The sequence below is a fragment of the Aminobacter sp. MDW-2 genome (assembly GCF_014250155.1).
In the GTDB taxonomy this organism is placed as follows: Bacteria; Pseudomonadota; Alphaproteobacteria; order Rhizobiales; family Rhizobiaceae; genus Aminobacter; species Aminobacter ciceronei.
The window spans coordinates 4,084,942-4,104,956 of the sequence record NZ_CP060197.1 but is presented as its reverse complement, the minus strand read 5'-3'; the positions used below and the strand labels follow the sequence as shown (position 1 = coordinate 4,104,956).

17 protein-coding genes are annotated in these 20,015 nt (G+C 64.5%); 8 read left to right on the top strand and 9 right to left on the bottom strand.

The features are described 5' to 3' along the window. Positions 1–200: 200 nt before the first annotated feature. On the bottom strand, positions 201–6,845 hold the full coding sequence (locus H5P29_RS20250) for a kinesin (RefSeq protein WP_154386066.1): 6,645 nt from the start codon (positions 6,843–6,845) through the stop codon (positions 201–203). A 303-nt stretch (positions 6,846–7,148) separates the two neighbouring features. Here H5P29_RS20250 and H5P29_RS20245 point away from each other — a divergent pair, with 303 nt between their 5' ends. The 3 genes from H5P29_RS20245 to H5P29_RS20235 all read left to right on the top strand — a co-directional run bounded on the left by H5P29_RS20245 (position 7,149) and on the right by H5P29_RS20235 (position 9,080). Continuing rightward, positions 7,149–7,499 (top strand): histidine kinase, encoded by a 351-nt coding sequence (locus H5P29_RS20245; protein ID WP_246670811.1) that lies wholly within the window; start codon positions 7,149–7,151, stop codon positions 7,497–7,499. A 150-nt stretch (positions 7,500–7,649) separates the two neighbouring features. Continuing rightward, a complete protein-coding gene (locus H5P29_RS20240; protein WP_067962523.1) occupies positions 7,650–7,970 on the top strand; it encodes a 2Fe-2S iron-sulfur cluster-binding protein in 321 nt (106 codons plus the stop codon). 81 nt (positions 7,971–8,051) lie between these two features. Beyond that, positions 8,052–9,080: an NAD(P)/FAD-dependent oxidoreductase gene (locus H5P29_RS20235; RefSeq protein ID WP_154386064.1), complete on the top strand. Its 1,029-nt coding sequence runs from the start codon at positions 8,052–8,054 to the stop codon at positions 9,078–9,080. Between the two features lie 19 nt (positions 9,081–9,099). Here the strand turns inward: H5P29_RS20235 and H5P29_RS20230 are convergent, their stop codons facing one another. Further along, positions 9,100–9,714 (bottom strand): DUF922 domain-containing Zn-dependent protease, encoded by a 615-nt coding sequence (locus H5P29_RS20230; RefSeq protein WP_154386063.1) that lies wholly within the window; start codon positions 9,712–9,714, stop codon positions 9,100–9,102. A gap of 152 nt (positions 9,715–9,866) precedes the next feature. On the opposite strand from H5P29_RS20230, the gene folP reads away from it, so the two are divergent. From folP to folK, 3 genes are read left to right on the top strand one after another with little or no spacing between them, the layout of a single operon-like run. Beyond that, a complete protein-coding gene (gene folP, locus H5P29_RS20225) occupies positions 9,867–10,715 on the top strand; it encodes a dihydropteroate synthase (protein WP_154386062.1) in 849 nt (282 codons plus the stop codon). Positions 10,716–10,720: 5 nt separating this feature from the next. Then, positions 10,721–11,080, top strand: coding sequence for a dihydroneopterin aldolase (gene folB, locus H5P29_RS20220; RefSeq protein WP_154386061.1), 360 nt, complete (start codon positions 10,721–10,723; stop codon positions 11,078–11,080). Then, the gene (folK, locus tag H5P29_RS20215; protein WP_154386060.1) at positions 11,064–11,588 is read left to right on the top strand and encodes a 2-amino-4-hydroxy-6-hydroxymethyldihydropteridine diphosphokinase; all 525 of its coding nucleotides are present in this window, start codon (positions 11,064–11,066) and stop codon (positions 11,586–11,588) included. The genes folB and folK overlap by 17 nt, the downstream gene beginning before the upstream one ends. 9 nt (positions 11,589–11,597) lie before the next feature. Here the strand turns inward: folK and H5P29_RS20210 are convergent, their stop codons facing one another. After that, on the bottom strand, positions 11,598–12,251 hold the full coding sequence (locus tag H5P29_RS20210) for a hypothetical protein (protein ID WP_154386059.1): 654 nt from the start codon (positions 12,249–12,251) through the stop codon (positions 11,598–11,600). Further along, on the bottom strand, positions 12,248–12,547 hold the full coding sequence (locus H5P29_RS20205) for a DUF3572 domain-containing protein (protein WP_154386058.1): 300 nt from the start codon (positions 12,545–12,547) through the stop codon (positions 12,248–12,250). Before H5P29_RS20205 ends, H5P29_RS20210 begins: the two co-directional genes overlap by 4 nt. A 213-nt stretch (positions 12,548–12,760) precedes the next feature. On the opposite strand from H5P29_RS20205, the gene H5P29_RS20200 reads away from it, so the two are divergent. Beyond that, complete coding sequence (locus H5P29_RS20200) at positions 12,761–13,132, top strand: response regulator (RefSeq protein WP_067962504.1); 372 nt, start codon at positions 12,761–12,763, stop codon at positions 13,130–13,132. A 30-nt stretch (positions 13,133–13,162) separates the two neighbouring features. Next, positions 13,163–14,536, top strand: coding sequence for a PleD family two-component system response regulator (locus tag H5P29_RS20195; RefSeq protein ID WP_154386057.1), 1,374 nt, complete (start codon positions 13,163–13,165; stop codon positions 14,534–14,536). A gap of 436 nt (positions 14,537–14,972) precedes the next feature. On the opposite strand, the gene rpmG is transcribed toward H5P29_RS20195, so the two are convergent. From rpmG to rnr, 5 genes are all read right to left on the bottom strand, one after another. Beyond that, on the bottom strand, positions 14,973–15,140 hold the full coding sequence (gene rpmG, locus H5P29_RS20190) for a 50S ribosomal protein L33 (RefSeq protein ID WP_019173400.1): 168 nt from the start codon (positions 15,138–15,140) through the stop codon (positions 14,973–14,975). A gap of 117 nt (positions 15,141–15,257) precedes the next feature. Then, the gene (locus H5P29_RS20185; protein ID WP_182573884.1) at positions 15,258–16,400 is read right to left on the bottom strand and encodes an MFS transporter; all 1,143 of its coding nucleotides are present in this window, start codon (positions 16,398–16,400) and stop codon (positions 15,258–15,260) included. A 47-nt stretch (positions 16,401–16,447) separates the two neighbouring features. Next, entirely contained in the window at positions 16,448–17,188 is a 741-nt protein-coding gene (locus tag H5P29_RS20180) for an NUDIX hydrolase (protein WP_154386056.1), read from the bottom strand. A 73-nt stretch (positions 17,189–17,261) separates the two neighbouring features. Continuing rightward, a complete protein-coding gene (locus tag H5P29_RS20175; protein ID WP_154386055.1) occupies positions 17,262–17,696 on the bottom strand; it encodes a DUF983 domain-containing protein in 435 nt (144 codons plus the stop codon). 2 nt (positions 17,697–17,698) lie between these two features. Beyond that, positions 17,699–20,014, bottom strand: a complete 2,316-nt coding sequence (gene rnr, locus H5P29_RS20170; protein ID WP_185910142.1) for a ribonuclease R — start codon at positions 20,012–20,014, stop codon at positions 17,699–17,701. Position 20,015 lies beyond the last annotated feature (1 nt).

Sequence of the window (20,015 nt, the reverse complement as noted above, 5' to 3'; positions counted from 1 at the left end):
TTCCGCTCGCCTGGATCATTGCCGCCACGTAGGGCGGCTTTCCGTTTCCATCACCCGGCTGCCTATGGACGGAGGTCTCGGCGTTTGGCGCGTGACCCTAGGCAGAACTACGCCGCAAGTCGAGGAAGCAAACAGCAAAAAGGGCAGCAGGTGGATACCTACTGCCCTATTTCCTTAATGCCGTACTGCCTTCCCGCGGCCTACTTCAGGCGGCCGGCCGCATGTGCGAGCATGGTGTAGACCTTGCCGGTGTCCGACGTCAGGTAGGTCTTGGTCATGATGCTGTCGCGGTCGTTGCGCGAGACGTCCTTCAGCAGCTTCTCGAAGTCGTCGCAATAGCGGTCGACGGCCGAGCGGAACTCGCTGTCGCCCTGATATTTGCGGCGGATCTCGTCGAAGGTCTGCTGACCTTTCAGCGTGTAGAGGCGGCGGGTGAAGACGTCGCGCTCGCCGCGGCGATAGCGGTCCCAAAGCTCGATCGAGGCGTCGTGGTCGATGGCACGCGCAATGTCGACCGACAGCGAGTTGAGCGACTCGACGACGTGCAGCGGCGAACGCTGGGCAGGCACGGCGCGTGGTTCTGCCTGGGCGGCGCCACGGGTCAGCTGCTCTTCGCGTGAAGCACCGGTCAACAGATCGCGGACCCAACCGCCCTGCTGCTGGCCGCCACGGCTGGCGGCCGGTTCACGTGCCGGCTGCTGCTGCGGGGCAGGAGCGGCCGGGCGCTCGATGTCGAGCGTGCCACGCAGGCCGGCGCCGCCGAGCGGCACCTGGGGTGCCGGCGGTTTGCGGCGCTGCTCGGGCTGAGGCGCTGGGCGACGCGGCGCCGGCTGCTGCGCAGGGCGCAGCGAGGCATCGGAGACATCGACGCCGCGGCCGGACTTGGCGACGATCGCCGACAGTTCCTTGAGCGCGTTGATCTGCTCGGAAACCGCGCGGCGGATGGCCGTCGTCGATTCCTTGGCTTCCTCAGGCATGTCGAGCACGCCCTTCTTGAGCTCGGCGCGGGTGCTTTCGAGCTCGGTCTTGATCGAGCCTGCGGTGCGGCGCATGTCCTCGGTGGCGTCGGCGAAACGCTTGGTCGCTGTCTCGACGACGTCGGAGATCGCCGCGCGGATCTTGTCCGCCGACTCCATCGTCTTGCCTTCGGCGTTCTCCAGCGTCTGGCCAACCAGGCGCTCGAACGACTGCATGACGCGCTCGAGGTCTTCCGACTTCTTGACCAGGCCGACAGCCAAGTCTTCCAGCGACGACTGGCGTTCGAGCGTGTGCTCGAGGTTGCTCTGCGCCGAGGACAAGAGGTTGGAAGCGCTCGACAGCAGGCGGCTGTGCTCGTCGAACTTGGTGGCGATGGACGCCACCTCGCGCAATGTGCTGGACGACAGGTCGGTCAGGCGATTGGTGTTCGAGTCGACCAGGCGGGCGGCGCTCGAGAAGGTCTGAGCGGCCTTTTCGGTGGTGTTGGCGAAGTTCGAGGTGCTGCTGGTCAGGCGCTCGTCGACATTGGCGAGGTTTGCCGTCGCCTGGTCGATGAGGTTGCCCAGCTGCGCGCTCGACGTCGTCATGCGGCCGATCAGGTCGGCGACGCTTTCGGCGAGCGTCGAACGTGCACCCTCGACAGCCGACAGCGTCTCGGCCGTGCGGTTGGCGAGCGCGTCGACGAGGGCTGCGTTTTCCGAACGCAGCTTTTCGGTGGCACGTGCGGTCGCTTCTTCCATCGAGCGGTGAAGCTCGCTGCCGCTTTCGGCGAAGCGGTCGACCAGCGGGCGCGCCGTCTCGTCGAGGATCTTGGCGATCTCGTTCGAGCGTTCGGTCAGCATCGCGTTGAGTTCACGCGTGTTGGTGCCAATGGTGCGTGCAGCTTCGTTGGTGCTCTGGCCGATATGCTGGCCGACGGCGGTGAAGGTCTCGGCGATGACGTTGGCACGGGCGACAAGCTGTGCCTCGGCCTGGGTGACCTGTTCGTTGAGCTTCTGGCCCATCGATTCGGCACCATAGGCGAGGCGGTTTTCGGCGCTCGACAGGTGTTCGCCGATACGGGCAGCGACGTTTTCGGCGCCGGCGGCCAGGCGCTCATCGACATTGGCGAGCGTCTCTTCGATCGCCTTGGCGCGGGCATCGAGGTCGGCCGAGGTGCGGTGGGCGCGGGCAACGACACGCTGTTCGGTTTCGTTGAAGGCGCTGGCGATCAGTGCCGCGTGCTCGCCGATGCCCGAAGTGCTCTCGGTGACGCGGGCGGCAAGCTGGCGACCTGCCTCGTCGAAGGCCTGGCCGATTTCCGACGCGCGGCCGAGCAGGGCCTCGGACGTCTGGTTGACGCGTGCTGCGATGCGGCCGTCGGCTTCGTCGAAGGCGCGGCTGATTTCGGCAGCGCGGCCAAGCAGCGTCTCCGCGGTGCTGTCGACGCGTGCTGCGATACGGCCGTCGGCCTCTTCGAAGGTACGGCCGATTTCTGCGGCGCGGCCGGCAAGCGTGTCGGCGGTCTGGGCCGCACGCGCCGCGAGCCTTTCGTCGGCCTCCTCGAAGTTGCGCACGATTTCGCCGGCACGGCTGCCGAGCGTCGCCGAGCTGTCGGCGACGCGGGCGGCGATACGTTCGTCGGCTGCATCGAAGATGCGGCTGAGTTCGCCGGCGCGGCTGCCCAGCGAATCCGCGCCTTCGGCGATGCGGGCGGCGAGCTTCTCGTCGGCAGTGTCGAAGATGCGGCCGAGCTCGGAGGCGCGGGCGGCAAGCGCGTCAGCGGATTCGCCGATGCGCATGCCAAGGCGTTCGTCCGCGGTGTCGAAGTTGCGCAGGATGTCGCCGGCACGAGCCGACAGGGCATCCGCGGTTTCGATGGCGCGGGCGATCAGCGAGCGGTCGGCTGCGTCGAAGGTGCTGGCGATCTCGCCTGCCTTGGCCGACAGCGTGTCGGCAGTCTCTTCGGCACGCGCCAGCAGCGCGTTCGACGTTTCGTCGGCGCGGGCGGCAAGGCGACGGTCGGCGTCGTCGAAGGCACGGGCGATGTCTTCGGCCCGCGCGAGCAGGGCGCTCGATGTCTGCTCGGCACGCTCGGCAATGACGCGGTCGGCGTCGCTGAAGGCCTTGCCTGCCTCTTCGTTGAGAGCTGCGGTCACTTCCATGACCTTTTCGCGCAGGGCGCCGGCAACGAAGACGGCGCTCTTTTCGAGCACGCCGCGGACATTGTCGACACCCAGCGACAGGGCGCGTTCCATGGTGGAGGTGCGCTCTTCGATGACGCCGGTCTGGCGGCGGAAGCTCTCTTCGATCTTCTCGATATCGCCGGCAATCGCGTCGGAGATGTCGACGCGGCGGGCGGCGATCTGGTCGATGTGGCCCGATATGGCCAGGTCGATGTCACGGCGGGCTTCGCCGAGCTTGCCGAGATCCTCGTCCAGAGCGCGAGCCATGGTGTCGCGGCCTTCGGCCAACTTGCCGACATGGCCGGCGACGAGGCTGTCGATGGTGGCGCGGCTGTCGTTCAGCATGGCCAGGTCTGCTTCGAGGGCCTTGGTCAGGGTGTCGCGACCGGCGGCTAGCTTGTCGACCTGGCCCAGCATCATGCCGTCGATCTTGGCAAGGTCCGCTTCAAGCGCGCGGCGCAGGATGTCGCGGCCTTCGGCCAGCTTCTCGACCTGTCCGGCAACGAGGCCGTCAATGCCGGAGCGGCTTTCGGCAAGCTTCGCGAGGTCGTCTTCGAGCGCCATGGACAAGGTGCTGCGTTCGGCAACCAGGCGCTCGGCATGGCTGGAAACGAGGCTCTTGACGCTGTCGAGATCGGCTTCGAGCGAGCGGGTGAGCATCGCCCGGTCCTCGGCGAGCTTTTCCGACTGGGAAGCGACGGTGTTGCGGATGGCGTTGAGATCGGCTTCGAGAGCCCGCTTGAGGATGTCGCGGCCTTCGGCCAGCTTCTCGACCTGTCCGGCAACGAGGCCGTCAATGCCCGAGCGGCTTTCAGCCAGCTTGGCGAGATCGTCTTCAAGTGCCTTGGACAGGGTGCCGCGCTCGGCGGCCAGCCGTTCGGCGTGGCTCGACACCAGGCCCTTGACGTTGTCGAGGTCGGCCTCGAGCGAACGGGACAGCATGGCGCGGTCCTCGGCGAGCTTTTCCGACTGCGAGGTGATGGTGCTGTGGATCGCGTTGAGATCGGATTCGAGGGCGCGCTTGAGGATGTCGCGGCCTTCGGCCAGCTTCTCGACCTGGCCGGCGACAAGACCGTCGATGCCTGAGCGGCTTTCGGCCAGCTTGGCGAGGTCGTCTTCCAGTGCCTTGGACAGGGTGCTGCGCTCGGTAACCAGGCGCTCGGCGTGGCTCGACACCAGGCCTCTGACGTTGTCGAGGTCGGTTTCCAGCGAACGGGCCAGCAGCGCACGGTCTTCGGCGAGCTTCTGCGATTGCGAGGTGATCGTGTTGTGGATGGCGTTGAGGTCGGTTTCGAGGGCGCGCTTGAGGATGTCGCGGCCTTCGGCCAGCTTCTCGACCTGGCCGGCGACGAGGCCGTCGATGCCAGCGCGGCTGTCGGCCAGTTTGGCGAGATCGGTTTCCAGCGTCTTGGAGAGCAGGGTGCGCTCGTCGGCAAGCTTCTCGGCATGGCCTTCGATCAGGCCGTGGACGTTGGCGATGTCGGCTTCCAGGCTGCGCGACAGTTCGGCGCGGTCGGCCACGATCTTGGAGGAGTGGCCGTCGACCAGCGCCTTGATGCCGGCGAGGTCGGTTTCGAGCGCATTGGCCAGGATGGCGCGGCCTTCGGCGATCTTCTCGACCTGACCGGCGACGAGACCGTCAATGCTCGTGCGGCTGTCGGCGAGCTTGCCGAGATCGGCTTCGAGCGCACGCGACAGGATGTTGCGGCCCTCGGCCAGCTTGCCGACGTGGCCAGCAACCATTTCATCAATGTTCGTGCGGGCTTGGACAAGTTTCTCGGAGTCTTCGACGAGTGCCTGGGCAAGCTGTTCGCGGCCCTGGGCGAGCTGCCTGAACTGGCTGCTGAGCGTGTCGTCGATGGCTTGGCGCGACTGCTCCAGCTTGCGCATGTCGTCGTCGAGGGCGCGTGTGATCAGGCTGCGGCCTTCGGCGAGCTTCTGCACTTGGAAGCCGACGGCGGCCTCGATGCTGGCGCGGCCCTCAGCAAACTTGCTGAGGTCGTCGCGCAGCGCTGCGGCCATACGGTCGCGTGCCTCGGAGAGCTTGGTGGTGTGGTCTTCCACGGCCTGCTCGATGCCTACGCGGGCCTCGGACAGGCGCTGGATGTCGCCGTCGAAGGCACGCGACACCTGATGGCGGGCGGCTTCCATGCGGCCGGCGAAGTCGCTGGCGCGGGCTTCGAGCATGGTCGAGGTCGAGGTGATGATGTCGGCGAGGTCGGTGCCGATCTGGGTCTTGCCCTGGTCGATCATCGCCGACAGCGAGTCGCGGCCCTGGACGAAGGTGGTGGCGATTTCGCGCGCACGCTCGACCAGCGTCTCGTTGATCTGGCGGGCGCGGGCTTCGAGAGCCGCATTGAGCTTGGCGGTGCCGGTGTCGAGCGCTTCGGCGCGGGTCTGGAATTCGCCGATCAGCGCCTGGCCGCGCTCGGCCAGTGTGCGCTCGATGCCGTGCAGGCTCGCCTCGAACTCGGAGTTGATCGTCTTGGCAGCGCCGCCGAGCAGCGAAACCATGCCTGAGGTGCGGTTGTCGAGAAGGTCGGTCAGTGAGCGGGTCACCTCGTCGGTGCTCTGCGTCAGCTTGGCGATGCGGGTGTCGAGCAGGCTGGCGAAGGCTTCGCCTGAAGTCGACAGGCGGTCGCTGAGCGAATCCATGCGGTTGTCGATCGCCTCGAACAGGCCCATGCCGCCTTCGTTGATGCGGTCGATGAGCGTGTCACCGGAATTGGTGATCGTCATCGACAGCTTGGTCGAGGCGTTCAGGATGCTGTCGCGGATGATGTCGCTGGCCGAGCCGAGCTCGTCGCGCAGCGTCTCATGGGCGCCCGAGATAGAGGCGCGGACGCGTTCGGCGTGGGAGACGACAGCCTCGCGCTCGCTGCCGAGGCCGTCGACGAGCGAGCGGATGCGGGCGGCGTTTTCCGAATAGGAACGCTCGATCTGGTTGACTTCCGTGTGGACGAGCGTTTCGAGCTCGACGGCGCGCGCCAGCGTGCGCTCGATGCCTTCGCCCATGGCAGCCACTTCGCGTCGCACGGCCTGACCGACCATCATGACACGGTCCTGCGCCATGTTTTCGGGCTCGGCGAGGCGGAAGGCGACTTCGGTCATCGACTGCGCGGCAATGCGCATTTCCTGGGCGCGGCGGATCATCGCGGCAAAAGCCCAGAACAGCGCGATCGGCACGATGGTGGCGACGAGCAGCATCAGCAGGCCCGGGCGCGCCAGCGCGTCGTCGAACGAGCGGATGGTCCAGATGCTCGGGGTGACGATGCGGTCGGCCAGCGCGACGGCGCCGGCAACCCAGGCAACCGAAACAAGGCCGACCATCCAATAGATGGTGCTGGACGCCCGGCGGTTGAGGCTATGCAGCAGCGACTTGTAGTCCTTGGCGCGATCGTCGTTTGCGGGCTTGAAGCCTTCCGGCTGCAGCGGGCGGGTTTCGACGGGGCGCAACTGGGTCGGCGGCTCGGCCGCGCGTGCTACGGGGGCGGGCTCGGCCGTCGGCGCAGCAGCCTTCTGCTTGCGGCCTTCGCGTGCCAATTCTTCAGCTGCCTGCGAAATCTGTGCTTCGAGATCGTCCATCGACGCGGCCATGTCGAGGCCGCCTTCGTCGCCGCTCAGGTCGAGGTCGAGCGCCTGCTCGAGCTCCTTGGCTACGTCGAGATCGAGGTTCTTTGTCGGAGTGGATTTCTTCGCCATGCCTTCGCTACCCTGTACTAAAGACGCGGATTTGCTGGACTTTTTGTCCTATTTTTGTCCGCGGCCGAGGCTCAATATGGACCGCCCGTATCGTAGTGACACAATCGGGTAAAGAAAACATGCATTCGCCCCGATACGTAAAAGTTTAAATATAAGGTTAACACTGCAGTGATTGTTGGCCCCAATCCCTTGGGGTTCCGGGCTTTGTCAGGTTAACGGGTTATCCACATGGACGCCCTAGCTTACCAACCCAAGGGCGAGTGGCGGGGCACGGGTTGAATGGTAACGCGCGAGACGGCTTCGATGGCTTTTGGCATGCCGGGAGGCGAATCCTCGGCATCCGTTCATGGCCGTCCGATCGACCTCGAGCATCTTTCCCGGCAGACGATCGGCGACCGCGATGTCGAGCGCGAGGTGCTCGACATGTTCGTTCACCAGGCGCTGTCGGTTCGCGATGCGATCGTCAAAGCCGACCTCGCCGAGCGGCTGATGCTGTGCCACGCCCTGAAAGGTTCGGCGCGTGGCGTCGGCGCATTCCCTATTGCCGATTGCGTCGCTGCCATTGAAATGGACCCTGACAATGCCGGACTGATCAGCCGACTTACTTGCCTGATCGACGAGGCGCGCGACTTCATCGCCTCGTTCGGCCGCTGACACGCCGCCGCCTTTGCAGGGGCGTGCAAAGGCCGCAGTAACATTTGTGGACCAGTCAGTGTAATTCCGACAGCCGGCGGCGCTATCGCACGGCAGTTGACACACACGGCGGAGTGATTATCTGCCGTGTGACCTATTTCGGGAACGAGCATGACCAAGCTGACTTACATCGCCCATGATGGCACGCGTTTCGAAGTCGAGGCCGAGAACGGCTCGACCGTGATGGAAAATGCGATCCGCAATGCCGTGCCGGGCATCGAGGCGGAATGTGGCGGCGCTTGCGCCTGTGCCACCTGCCATGTCTATGTCGATGACGCATGGACGGCGATCGTCGGCGAGCCCGAGGCAATGGAAGAAGACATGCTCGACTTCGCCTACGAGGTCCGGCCGTCGTCGCGCCTTTCCTGCCAGATCAAGGTTCGCGACGAACTCGACGGCCTGGTTGTCTCCATTCCCGAGCGCCAGGGCTGACGTTCCCAACTTGGCCTTGCTTGGCATGACAGCTGTTGTCATGCACATTCTCGAAATGCGTGCGTCAGCGGCGAGGTGGCCTTGAGCGACATCACCACAACCGACGTCCTGATCATCGGAGCCGGGCCGATCGGCCTGTTTGCGGTGTTCGAGCTCGGTCTCTTCGACATGCGCTGCCACCTTATCGACATTCTCGACCGCCCCGGCGGGCAATGCGCCGAGCTTTATCCGGAAAAGCCGATCTACGACATTCCCGGCTATCCGGTGATCGGCGCCCAGGAGTTGGTCGACAAGCTTCTGGAACAGATCGCGCCATTCAAGCCCGGTTTCACCTTCAACCGGATGGTGACTGCGCTGGAGCGGCTCGAGCATGGCAGCTTCCGCGTCACGACCGACGAGAATGAGGTCTTCGACGCCAAGGTCGTGGTGATTGCCGCCGGCGGCGGCTCGTTCCAGCCCAAGCGCCCGCCGATCCCTGGCATCGAGGCTTATGAGCAGGCCAGCGTCCGCTATGCGGTTCGGCGCATCGAGGATTTCCGCGATCAGGAGGTGGTCGTCGTTGGCGGCGGGGATTCCGCGCTCGACTGGACGCTCAACCTGCAGCCGGTGGCCAGACGCGTCACGCTGGTCCATCGGCGTCCGGAATTCCGTGCCGCGCCCGACAATGTCGGCAAGATGCATGCGCTGCGCGATGCGGGCGCCATCGACCTTGTGATCGGCCAGGTTTCAGGCCTGTCAGGCGAGGACGGCATTTTGCGCTCCGTCACCGTCAAGGGAGCGGATGCCGATACCGAGGTTGCCTGCACGCGGCTGCTGCCGTTCTTCGGCCTGACCATGAAGTTGGGGCCGGTGGCAGAATGGGGCCTCCATCTTCACGAGAACCAGATCCTGGTCGACACCGAAAAATTCGAAACGTCGGAGCCGGGAATCTTCGCCATCGGCGACATCAACTGGTACCCGGGCAAGCTCAAGCTGATCCTGTCGGGCTTTCATGAAGCCGCGCTGATGACGCAGGCTGCCAAACACATCATCAGCCCCAAGGAACGCGTCGTGTTTCAATACACGACGTCGTCGACGAGCCTGCACAAGAAGCTCGGCGTTCCTGACTGATTTTGCAGAGGCCTGGCCCTCAGTTCTTGAGCTTGCCGGCGTCGATGCGCTCCAGCCGGTAGCGCAGCAGCCTGACGATCCGGCTTTCGAAATTGATGCCTTCGATGCGGTCGAATTCCTCCTGTGCCCGGTCATGAGCATTGAGGATGCGGTTGCTCGTCGCCTTTGCCTTGGTGGCGGCGATGTCGCAGCTCTTCTGCTTGCCGATCGCCCTCAGCGCCTGTTCCAGTTCACGGGCGTGGTTCTTGGCAATGACGACGTGGCTTTCCTCGTGGCGCTTGATGTCGGAAGACAGCGTGTTCCAGATCAGCTTGACGTCCTGGGCTGCCTTGCCGTTCTGGCGCCAGCGCGGCAGGATCACCTTGGCCTTGACGGTGACCTGGGCCGAGACGATGGCGCAGCCGCCCTTGACCTCGGCGTAGCCGATGCGGCTGGTGAATTCCATCTGGGTTGCGCCCGGGTGCCTGCCGCCGGTGCTCTTGACCTCGGGCCCGCGCGTCATCAGCTGCTGCTCGATCTCGTCGAGCGTTTTGCCGGTGATGGTGAAATAGCTGTAGGATTTGGACACAGTTGCCGCCTGAACGGGTAGGCAAATGCCTCCAGCGAGTAGGGCGGCCAGGAAGAGTTGCTTCATTAGTTGCCTCTTGGCCTACCTTGCGTTAGGGGCGATGGCGGCGCAACGGAAATCGGATCGTGCCGCTGATGTGACCGTGCAGCGAGTTGAAGCTGCAAGCGTTGATATTTCGTGACGTGGTCTGTGCTCTGGAATTGTTTTGTGGCGACGGCATGACCGGCAAACGATGGCAACTGGCGCATGGGCGCCAACTCGACCTCGGCGACAGGGCGCTTGTGATGGGCATCCTCAACGTCACGCCCGACAGTTTTTCCGACGGCGGCGCGTTCGATGCGCCCGAGCGCGCGCTCGAACAGGCGCGCCGCATGGTCGCCGAAGGGGCCGTGATCATCGATGTCGGCGGTGAATCCACCCGCCCGGGCGCAGCACCTGTTTCTTCAGCCGAAGAGCAGGATCGCGTGCTGCCGATCATCGCCGCACTCGCCCGATCTGGCGATACACTGATCTCCGTCGACACCTACCGCGAGGAGACAGCGCGGCTCGCCGTTGCCGCCGGCGCGCACATCGTCAACGATGTCTGGGGCGCCCAGCGCGAGCCAGGTATTGCCCGGGTCGCAGCCGACACCGGGGCAGGGCTGGTGCTCATGCATACCGGACGCGAGCGCGACAAGCTGCCCGACGTGATCGACGACCAGTTGCTGTTCCTGCGCCGTTCGCTGGAGATCGCCCGGGAGGCCGGTGTCCAGGACGCTCAGATCGTGCTCGATCCGGGCTTCGGCTTCGCCAAGGATGCGGACGAAAATCTCGACCTGATGGCGCGTTTTTCGGAGCTGAAAGGGCTCGGTTATCCGCTGCTCGCCGGCACCTCGCGCAAGCGCTTCGTCGGCCATGTTACCGGGCGCGAAGCAGCCGACCGTGACGCGGGGACGGCGGCGACGAGCGTCATACTCCGCCTGCAGGGCGCGGATATATTTCGCGTCCATGATGTCGCAATCAACGTGGACGCGCTGGCATTCGCAGATGCTATGCTGGCGCGACAGACCAACCTGCCGGGACGCTGACCCAGATGTACCTTATCCGTATGAAAAACTGCGCCTTCTTCGCCCGGCACGGCCTGTTCGACGAAGAAGAGGCACTTGGCCAGCGCTTCTATGTCGATGCCGAGCTGACGGTCGATCCGTCGCGTCCGCTGGAGGACGATTCGATGGACAGCACCGTTGACTACGGCGTTGCCTTCCAGGTCATCGAAAAGATCATTACCGGCCAGCGGCGCTTCCTGATCGAGGCGCTGGCGCAGGAGTGCGGTCGCGCGCTCGCAGCGCGTTTCCCGCAGATCAAGCGGGCCGAAATTACGGTCCGCAAGCCGAATGCGCCCGTGCCCGGCGTCCTCGATTACGTAGAGGTGACCGTTGTCTGGCCAGGTTGAGGAGCGCGGCTTTCTCAGCCTCGGCGGCAACCTGGGCGACCCAGCGAAGTCGATGGCGTCGGCGCTTCACATGCTCGACAGTTCCGGCGGCACGCGCGTTGTGGAAGTCTCGTCTCTGCACCGCACGCCGCCTTGGGGCAAGGTCGATCAGCCCGATTTCCTGAACGTCACCGCCGAAGTCGCTACCACGCTCGCGCCGCTCGAACTGCTGAAGCTCTGCCTCGAGCTCGAGCGGCGGCTGAAGCGCGTGCGCATCGAGCGCTGGGGCCCGCGCCTCATCGACATCGACGTGCTCCTGCTGGGCAACAGCAATGTCAGCGATGTCGGACTTGAGATACCGCATCCGCGCATGCTCGACCGTGCGTTCGTCATGGTCCCGCTGGCTGAAATCGCGCCGAATCTCATGCTGGCAGGCAAGTCGGCGGCCGAATGGGCCGCCAGGCTCGACAGCGAAGGCATCGAGAGGCTCGACACCGGCCGCAACTGGTGGCGCAATCTCGGCGAATAGTCAGTGAGACTAGAGACCCAAGGCCGTGGCGATCTTCGGCGCGGCCTGGGACCAATCGTCCTCGATGACGATTCCGTCCGGCAGCGGCGGCAGAAATGCACGCATTTCACGATAGGACATCAGGTTGAACAGATGCGCGTCGGCGACGGCGTCGCGCACCGAGACCAGATTGTGCGGAATGTCGTCGACGAAGGCGACCCTGCGGCTGGTTTCGCCCCGCAACAGCCGCAGCGCGGGGCCCTTGGCCCTTTCAGTGGTCAGAAGCGGGTAGGGGAAACCCAACGCATCGAGATGCCGGCGCCTGATGTCGCGGTGGCGATGCGGCATCGCGGTCAACAGTACCACTTCCGCGCCTGCCGCGAGCCCCGCCACCGCATCGGCAGCGCCAAGTGCCGCCGTCTGCCATTCGCTCTGGGCATGAAAGAAACCGTCGAGCTGCGCCGACACCGCTTCCTGGTCCAGCGGGATCTGTGTCTTCACGTTGATGATGTTGCCGGTCAGCTTGAACGACCTGGCCGAGAAGGCCAGCCCCTGCGCATCGAGGAAGCGCATGAAGGGCACCATGAATTCGAGCAGCACCTCGTCGACGTCGAGCACCAGCAGCGGCCTGGTGTCGCGGGCCAGTTCGGCGATCTGCCGTGCTGTTTCGGGATCTTCGCTCATGCGGAACGCTCGTGATCGTCATTGCCAAGGGGAAGGGCACGCAGGGCGCTGCCTATTTCGCCCGGCGCGATGCCCACTTCCTGCGAGAAGCGCAGCAGCGTCGGCTCATGGGCGAGAATGAAGTTCAGGACGCCGGCCAGGAAGCCGGGCTCCTGCGCAGCTCGGCGGATCTGGTGCGCCTCGATGCCTGATATGGCCAGGAAGCGCGGCAGGAGTTCCGCGTCGGAGGCGACGAAGCCAAGTGCCTGGACTGCCAGCGCTTCGGCGCTTTCCTGCGATTGTTGGTTCTTCTGCATCTGGTGTTCGCCCCGATCGACCTCTGTCGGGAGTAACCGCAAGCAGCCATCGCGGCAACCGCTAAAGCGGTCGCGCAACCATCCGTGATTTGGCTTCGGTGTTTTACGTTTCGTAATGTTCTTGAGTTACGGTCGGATTCGGGGTTGGTGTGCGCATCCGGCGCGCAACAGGATTGCCGCGGGCCTGTGGCGAGCAATCGGGACGGAATTTCTATGGTCAAGAAGGTGATGATCGTCGAGGACAACGAGCTCAATATGAAGCTCTTTCGCGACCTCATCGAGGCAAGCGGCTACGAGACCGTGCGCACGCGCAACGGGCTCGAAGCGCTCGATCTTGCACGGAAGCATCGGCCGGACCTCATCCTGATGGATATCCAATTGCCCGAGGTCTCGGGCCTCGAGGTCACCAAATGGCTGAAGGAGGATGACGACCTCCACACCATCCCCGTCATTGCCGTCACCGCATTCGCCATGAAGGGCGACGAGGAGCGGATCAGGCAGGGCGGTTGCGAAGCCTACATTTCCAAGCCGATCTCGGTGCCGCGCTTTATCGAGACGATCAAATCCTATCTGGGCGATGCCTGATGTGCTCGCCGGCTCGCTCGAGGGACTAGCATGACAGCGCGCATCCTCGTCGTTGACGACATACCGGCCAATGTGAAGCTGCTCGAAGTCCGGCTTCTCGCCGAGTATTTCGAGGTGCTGACCGCCTTCAATGGACCTGATGCCATCGCCGCCTGCGAGGACGGCAAGGTCGATGTCGTGCTGCTCGACGTGATGATGCCCGGCATGGACGGTTTCGAGGTATGCCGCCGCCTGAAGGCCGATCCGGCGACCGCCCACATTCCCGTCGTCATGGTCACTGCGCTCGACCATGTCACCGACCGCGTGCGCGGCCTTGACGTCGGCGCCGACGATTTCCTGACCAAGCCTGTCAACGACCTGCAACTGATCACCCGCGTCAAGAGTCTCGTCCGTCTCAAGGTGCTGACCGACGAGCTCAGGCTGCGCGCCTCGACCACCCACAGCATCGGCATGGACGAGCTTCTGGCCCGATCCGACCTGGTCCGGGGGGAACTGCCGAAGGTCCTGCTCATCGATGAGCAAACGTCTTCCGCTGCTCATATCTGCGCGCTGCTGGATGGCGCCGCCGACGTGCAGTTGGCTGCCGATCCGCAGTCGGGGCTCTTCAACGCGGCCGAAGGTGCCTATGAGTGCATCATCGTGTCGTCAGGGTTTTCCGCGTTCGATCCGCTCAGACTGTGCTCGCAGCTCAGGTCGCTCGACCGCACGCGCTCGCTGCCGATCGTACTGCTGGTCAACAAGGAAGAGGACGACCTTACCGTTCGCGGACTCGAACTCGGCATCAACGACTATCTCGTGCGGCCGCTGGACAGGCAGGAGCTGATCGCGCGCCTGCGCACCCAGGTGCGGCGCAAGCGCTACAATGACGAGCTCAGGCAAAGCGTCAGCCAGACCATTGAGATGGCGGTGACGGATGGCCTGACCGGTCTGCATAACCGCCGCTACCTCGACAGCCACCTGCCGCGGCTGGTCGAACGTGCGGCTGCCCGTCGTCGACCGCTGTCGCTGATGATCACGGACCTCGACCGCTTCAAGCGCATCAACGACACGTTCGGCCATGACGGCGGCGACGAGGTCCTGCGTGAATTTGCACGGCGCGTGAAGAAGAGCGTGCGCGGCATTGATCTCGCTTGCCGATTCGGCGGCGAGGAATTCGTCATCGTGATGCCGGATACCGAAGGCGCGCTGGCCGAGATCGTTGCCGAACGCATCCGCTCCGAAATCGCCAGGACGCCGTTCAAGGTCGGCGGAACCGAGCAGGGCGTGTCGGTGACGGTCAGCGTCGGCGTCTCGGCGCTGGTCATGGAAGGTGACACGGTTGCCGGGCTGATGAAGCGCGCGGATCTGGCGCTTTACGACGCCAAGACACGTGGTCGCAATCGCGTGGTGGCGAGAGCGGCCTGAGCCGCAGTACGGCTTCACGGTCAAGCGCGTTAAGCTCAATCGTTTACCTTAACCCGAGCGATTCGCGAGCCGTGGTTAAGAAAGTGTTGATTTTCAAGCGATCTTGCGCGACTGTGAGATCGAGAAGAAGGACGGGCGCCGGCACGAGGAGCACAGGCCGGATGCCCTATCGATACCCCATGATGCTCAGGTCCGCCGCATCTCCTGGGTCCGTGGGGTCGGCCGGCCGGCACTGGCACATAGTGGCCTCCTCGTACCGCTGCCAGACGCCGACCGGCCCCCTATCTCGAAATCATCCCGTTTTGACTGAGTATGGGGCAGGCGGCTTTCCGTGTGTCCTTCGATGCGTTGGCGCAAGCCGCCGTGCGGTAGACAGTCCTGAAAACGAAAACGCCACCCGATGGGCGGCGTTTTGGAATTCCTGGAGGCAACAAGATTACTTGATCTTGGTTTCCTTGAATTCGACGTGCTTCTTCGCAACCGGGTCGTACTTGCGGAACGACAGCTTTTCCGTCTTCGTGCGGCTGTTCTTGCTCGTCACGTAGAAGAAACCGGTGTCGGCGGTCGACAGAAGCTTGATCTTGATGTTTGCAGCCTTGGCCATGATTCTCGTCCGTTAATCGTCTGGAGTTGCACCCGCCTCAGGACGGGAAAACAACCCGGACGCGGAAAACCTGCGGGACACATAAAGAACGCGCCCGGAAAGTCAAGCCTTGGAGCGCTATCGGCTCGCTTTCGCGGCAATTCGGCCCAGTCCGATGGCGATGTAGCCGCCGAAGAACACCGCCAGCGCCCAGCCGAATCCGTTCGGGCCGAAGACGTCCATGAAGATGCCGATCACCTGCGGTCCAAGGATCATGCCGAGGCCGTAGCAGAAGATGAAGGCTGCGTTGGCCGAGGCCAAGTCGCGGCCTGATAGCTGTGCGCCGAGATGCGCGAGGCCGACGGTGTAGAGTGCCGCCACCACGCCGCCCCAGACAAACAGCATGCCCGCCATCAGGTGCCAGTTGATGGTCAACAACGGCATCGCCAGCGTTCCGCCCAGACCGACGAGGGCGCAGATGAGCAGCAGGATGCGGCGATCGCCGATGCGGTCGCTCAGCATGCCGATCGGAATCTGCAGCAGGAAATTGCCGAGCCCGATCATGGTCAGCAGCATCGCTGCCTCGCCCTCGCTGTAGCCGATGCGCTGGCCGTAGATCGGGAAGAGGGCGAAGCCGCCTGTTTCCACCGCACCGAAGACGAGAACGGCGGCGGTCGCTGTCGGCACGATCCAGATGTAGCGGAAGAAGCCACCCTTGCCGCCTTCGGAGACGATCCTGGGGCTTTCGCTGCGCGCCAGCAAGACGGGGATCGCGGCGATCATGACGAAGGCGAAGGTCAGGCCGAACGGCAGGAAGCCGCTGCTGCCGATCTGCGAGAACAGCCATGGGCCGGCGGCGAAGCCGAGCGAAAGCACGGTGGCATAGATGCCGAGCACCAGGCCGCGCCGATGTGGCGGAGCACAGGTGCTGATCCAGAATTCCGACAGGATGAACAGCACTGTCAGCGCGAAATGCAGCACGGCCCGCAACGGAAACCACATCCAGAAGGACTGGGCGAAATAGAAGCCGACGAAGGCCACGGCGCCGGCGAGAATCATCGCCAGCATCGTCCAGACGACGCCGAAGCGCATGGCGATCGGCGTCGCCAGCGGGGCGGCGGCAATCGAGGCGATGCCGGCGACTGCCGTGTTGAGGCCGATCATCGAGGAGGAATAGCCGCGCGATTCGAGAATCACGCTCAACAGCGGTATGCCCAGCCCAATGGCGATGCCGACGACGCTGATCGAGGCAATGGCCGCTGAAATCGCGCGCCAGTGCACGCGTTCGACGTTTTCAGCCTCCTGAACGGTATCGGTCATGCAAAGCCCTACAGGATGTCGCGGCGGAAGTGTTGGGCGAGCATGCGGTAGAATGGCACCTCGCCACCCGGCTGGAGTCCGGGATCGACAGCTAGCCGCTGCCTCAGGTCGCCAAGCACCGACTGGGTGATCGCCGGAATGTCGGCCTGCATGGCATCTGCCAAGGGCAACCAGATCAGTTCCTCGAGCTCGTTTGTCGGTCCGCCCTGAGGCAACTCGACCGCGACGTCGCTGCGCCAGGCGGAGAGGAAGCGTGTGTCGAAACGCCTGACCCGGCCGGGAGGGGTCACCGCGCGCGCGATGAAGCGCAGGCAGCCGAGCGCAGGCGCGACGCCATGCTCGGCAAAGCCTTGCCAGTCGGCCTTGGTGGTCGAGAACGGGCCGCGCCGGCCGATCAGAAGCCCTGCTTCTTCGTAGGTTTCGCGAACGGCCGAAAGCGCAATCGCCCGGGCGCGCGCGACGCTGACCCGGCCGGTGCCGGCGCGCAGCTTGTCCTGCTCGTCGGGATGGAGCTCTTCGGCCACCTTGATGCGGCTGTCTGTCGGGTCGGTGCGGCCACCGGGAAAGACGAACTTTCCGGGCATGAAGGCATGCTTCATGTGGCGCCGGCCCATCAGCACCAGCACGTCGTCGCCCTTGCGGTCGAGCAGGATCAACGTCGCCGCGTCGCGCGGACGCAAGGGGGCTGGTCCTTTGGCCATTTCCCTGGCTTCGAGCCTGTCGAGGTCTGCTTTGCTAATGCCATCCATCGCGGCTGTCCTAACGGAATGTCGGGTTGGACGGAAGCACTTGCTTGCTCTTGGGCATTGCGCCAGCGCGGGTTCAAGCCTCGGGATGCGTTTCGATCACGTCTTCTTCGCCGCCGAAGCCGTGCATGTAGAGCGCCCATTGCATGCCGACCACGGCGCTCTTCATCGGGCGCAGCAGCGCGAGCGCGGAAACGATGGTCAGCGGTACCCAGATCAGCAGATGCTGCCATAGGGCCAGCTTGCTGGTCGCCTCGACGCCCATGAAGGCGCCGACGACGATGTGGCCGACGATGACAACCACGAGATAGGCGGGCAGGTCGTCGGCGCGATGATGGAAAATCTCCTCGTGGCAGACTTCGCATCTGTCGACAGTCTTGACGAACGACGCAAACAGCCGGCCCTGGCCGCAGTTCGGGCACTTGCAGAGCAGGCCCCGCTTGATCGCTTGCCAGACCGGCCGAGGTTCACGCGCCTTGTGGTGGTTGCCGCCGAATACCTGCTCTTCCATCGTCATCTCCTGCCGCGAGGTCCTCGCCGTGGCTGGGAGGCGCGGGCACGCGTTCGTTGCCCCTTGGTCTTGTGGAAGGACCGCTTGGAACCGGGCAGGGGCTTCGGTTCGGTCAGCATCTCGAAGCGCATGGCACCCGCCAGCGGCGCGATCTCGACCAGCTTGACCTCGACGCGATCGGCGAGCTGATAGCCCTTGCCGGAGCGTTCGCCGAACAGGGCGCGGGCTGCTTCGTCGAAATGGTAATAGTCGTCACCTAGCGATGACACCGGGATGAAACCATCCGCGCCATATTGCGGCAATTGGACAAATAGTCCCGCCTTGACGACGCCGGAAATGCGCGCCTCGAATGTCTCGTCGACGCGCTCGGCCAGGAAACCCGCGACCAGCCTGTCGACGGTCTCGCGCTCTGCCGCCATGGCGCGGCGTTCCGTCTGCGAGATCAGCCCGGCGGTCTCTTCCAGCCGCGCTTCCTCCTGGGGCGTCAGGCCGCCGGCACCGAGGCCGAGCGACCCAATCAGCGCGCGATGCACGATGAGGTCGGCATAACGGCGGATCGGCGAGGTGAAATGCGCGTAGCGGCGCAAATTGAGGCCGAAGTGACCGATATTGTCGGGATTGTATTCGGCCTGGCTCTGCGAACGCAGCACCACCTCGTTGACGAGCTGCTCATTGTCGCCGCCGCGCACCTGCTCGAGGATGCCGTTGAACTGGCTTGGACGCATCGCGGCCCCACGCGCCAGCGACAGGCCGATCGTCTGCAGGAACTCGCGCAGCGATTCCTGCTTGGCCAGCGAAGGGCCGTCATGGATGCGGTAGACGAGCTTCTGCTTCTTGTTCTCCAGCGTCTCGGCAGCCGCGACGTTCGCCTGGATCATGAACTCTTCGATCAGCTTGTGGGCGTCGAGGCGATCGGGAACGATGACGCGGTCCACCGTGCCGTCCGGCTTGAGCAGGATCTTGCGTTCGGGCAGGTCGAGTTCGAGCGGCTGGCGACTGTCGCGGCCGCGCTTGAGCACGTCATAGGCGGCCCATAACGGCTTGAGGACGGTCTCCAGGATCGGCCCGGTCTTCTCATCCGGGATGCCATCGATGGCGGCTTGCGCCTGCGGATAGGCGAGGCGGGCCGAAGACCGCATCATGATGCGGTGGAAGGCGTGCCTGATCTTGCGGCCCTCGGCCGAAAACGTCATGCGCACGGCCAGCGCCGGGCGGTCGACACCTTCGCGCAGCGAGCACAGATCGTTGGAGATGCGCTCGGGCAGCATCGGCACGACGCGGTCGGGGAAGTAGACCGAGTTGCCGCGCTTCAGTGCCTCGTTGTCGAGCGCCGTGCCCGGACGTACATAGGCTGCCACGTCGGCGATAGCGACGGTGACGATGAAGCCGCCGGGGTTCTTCTCGTCGCTGTCGGCGACGGCATAGACGGCGTCGTCGTGATCCTTGGCGTCGGCGGGGTCGATGGTGACCAACTGCAGCTCGCGCCAGTCCTCGCGCTTGCCGTCTAGCGTCGCCGGTTTCACGGCCTCGGCTTCGGCGATCACGTCGGCGGGGAATATGTGGGGAATGTCGTGGGCATGGATGGCGATCATCGAGACCGCCTTCTCATTGGTCAACGAACCCAGTACCGAGACCACCTTGGCGCGCGGCAGGCCGTAACGGCTGGCCCGTTCCGGCACCACTTCGACCAGATCGCCGTCCTTGGCGCCGTTGTGGTGGTCCTTGTCGATCACCAGCTCGGGCTGGCGGCGTTCAACCGGCTCGATGCGGAAGCTGCCGTCCTTGAGGATGCGGAAAATGCCGAGCGCCGTGTCGGCGCGCTTCTCGAACATCTTCATCACGCGGGCGGTGTAGGCCGGCTCGTTGTCGTCGATATGATCGTCGACGGGGAAGGTCTTGGCCAGCACGCGGTCGCCGACGCCGGGCACAGGTCCATTGCCGCTGCGCGACAGCTTGATGGCCACGATCGGGCCGTCAGGCTGTTCGGAGGGGCGGGCCAAAAGCGTGCCTTCGGCGTCGCGGCCAAAAATGTCGAGCACGGCGACATGCGGCAACGCGCCGGCGCGGGTCAGGCGCTTGCGGCTCTTTTCCAGCAGACCTTCGTCCTGCAACTCGCGCAGCAGGTGCTTCAGCCAGATGCGGTCGTCGTTCTTGAGCGCAAAGGCCTTGGCGATGTCGCGCTTGCCGCTGCGGTCAGGATTCTCGGCGATGTAGCGCAGAATCTCGTCCCGCGACGGCCGGTAGACGTCCTTGCCACGGACCTCGTCGCTTGCGGCGCGTCTGGTGCCGGCATTTCGTCCGGAAATCTTTCGCGCCACG

Bases quoted from the DNA above. Each gene is read 5' to 3' on its own strand.
- H5P29_RS20250 (WP_154386066.1), bottom strand. From the start codon at position 6,845: ATGGCGAAGAAATCCACTCCGACAAAGAACCTCGATCTCGACGTAGCC.
- H5P29_RS20245 (WP_246670811.1), top strand. From the start codon at position 7,149: ATGGCTTTTGGCATGCCGGGAGGCGAATCCTCGGCATCCGTTCATGGC.
- H5P29_RS20240 (WP_067962523.1), top strand. From the start codon at position 7,650: ATGACCAAGCTGACTTACATCGCCCATGATGGCACGCGTTTCGAAGTC.
- H5P29_RS20230 (WP_154386063.1), bottom strand. From the start codon at position 9,714: ATGAAGCAACTCTTCCTGGCCGCCCTACTCGCTGGAGGCATTTGCCTA.
- folP (WP_154386062.1), top strand. From the start codon at position 9,867: ATGACCGGCAAACGATGGCAACTGGCGCATGGGCGCCAACTCGACCTC.
- folB (WP_154386061.1), top strand. From the start codon at position 10,721: ATGTACCTTATCCGTATGAAAAACTGCGCCTTCTTCGCCCGGCACGGC.
- H5P29_RS20210 (WP_154386059.1), bottom strand. From the start codon at position 12,251: ATGAGCGAAGATCCCGAAACAGCACGGCAGATCGCCGAACTGGCCCGC.
- H5P29_RS20205 (WP_154386058.1), bottom strand. From the start codon at position 12,547: ATGCAGAAGAACCAACAATCGCAGGAAAGCGCCGAAGCGCTGGCAGTC.
- H5P29_RS20200 (WP_067962504.1), top strand. From the start codon at position 12,761: ATGGTCAAGAAGGTGATGATCGTCGAGGACAACGAGCTCAATATGAAG.
- H5P29_RS20195 (WP_154386057.1), top strand. From the start codon at position 13,163: ATGACAGCGCGCATCCTCGTCGTTGACGACATACCGGCCAATGTGAAG.
- rpmG (WP_019173400.1), bottom strand. From the start codon at position 15,140: ATGGCCAAGGCTGCAAACATCAAGATCAAGCTTCTGTCGACCGCCGAC.
- H5P29_RS20180 (WP_154386056.1), bottom strand. From the start codon at position 17,188: ATGGATGGCATTAGCAAAGCAGACCTCGACAGGCTCGAAGCCAGGGAA.
- H5P29_RS20175 (WP_154386055.1), bottom strand. From the start codon at position 17,696: ATGGAAGAGCAGGTATTCGGCGGCAACCACCACAAGGCGCGTGAACCT.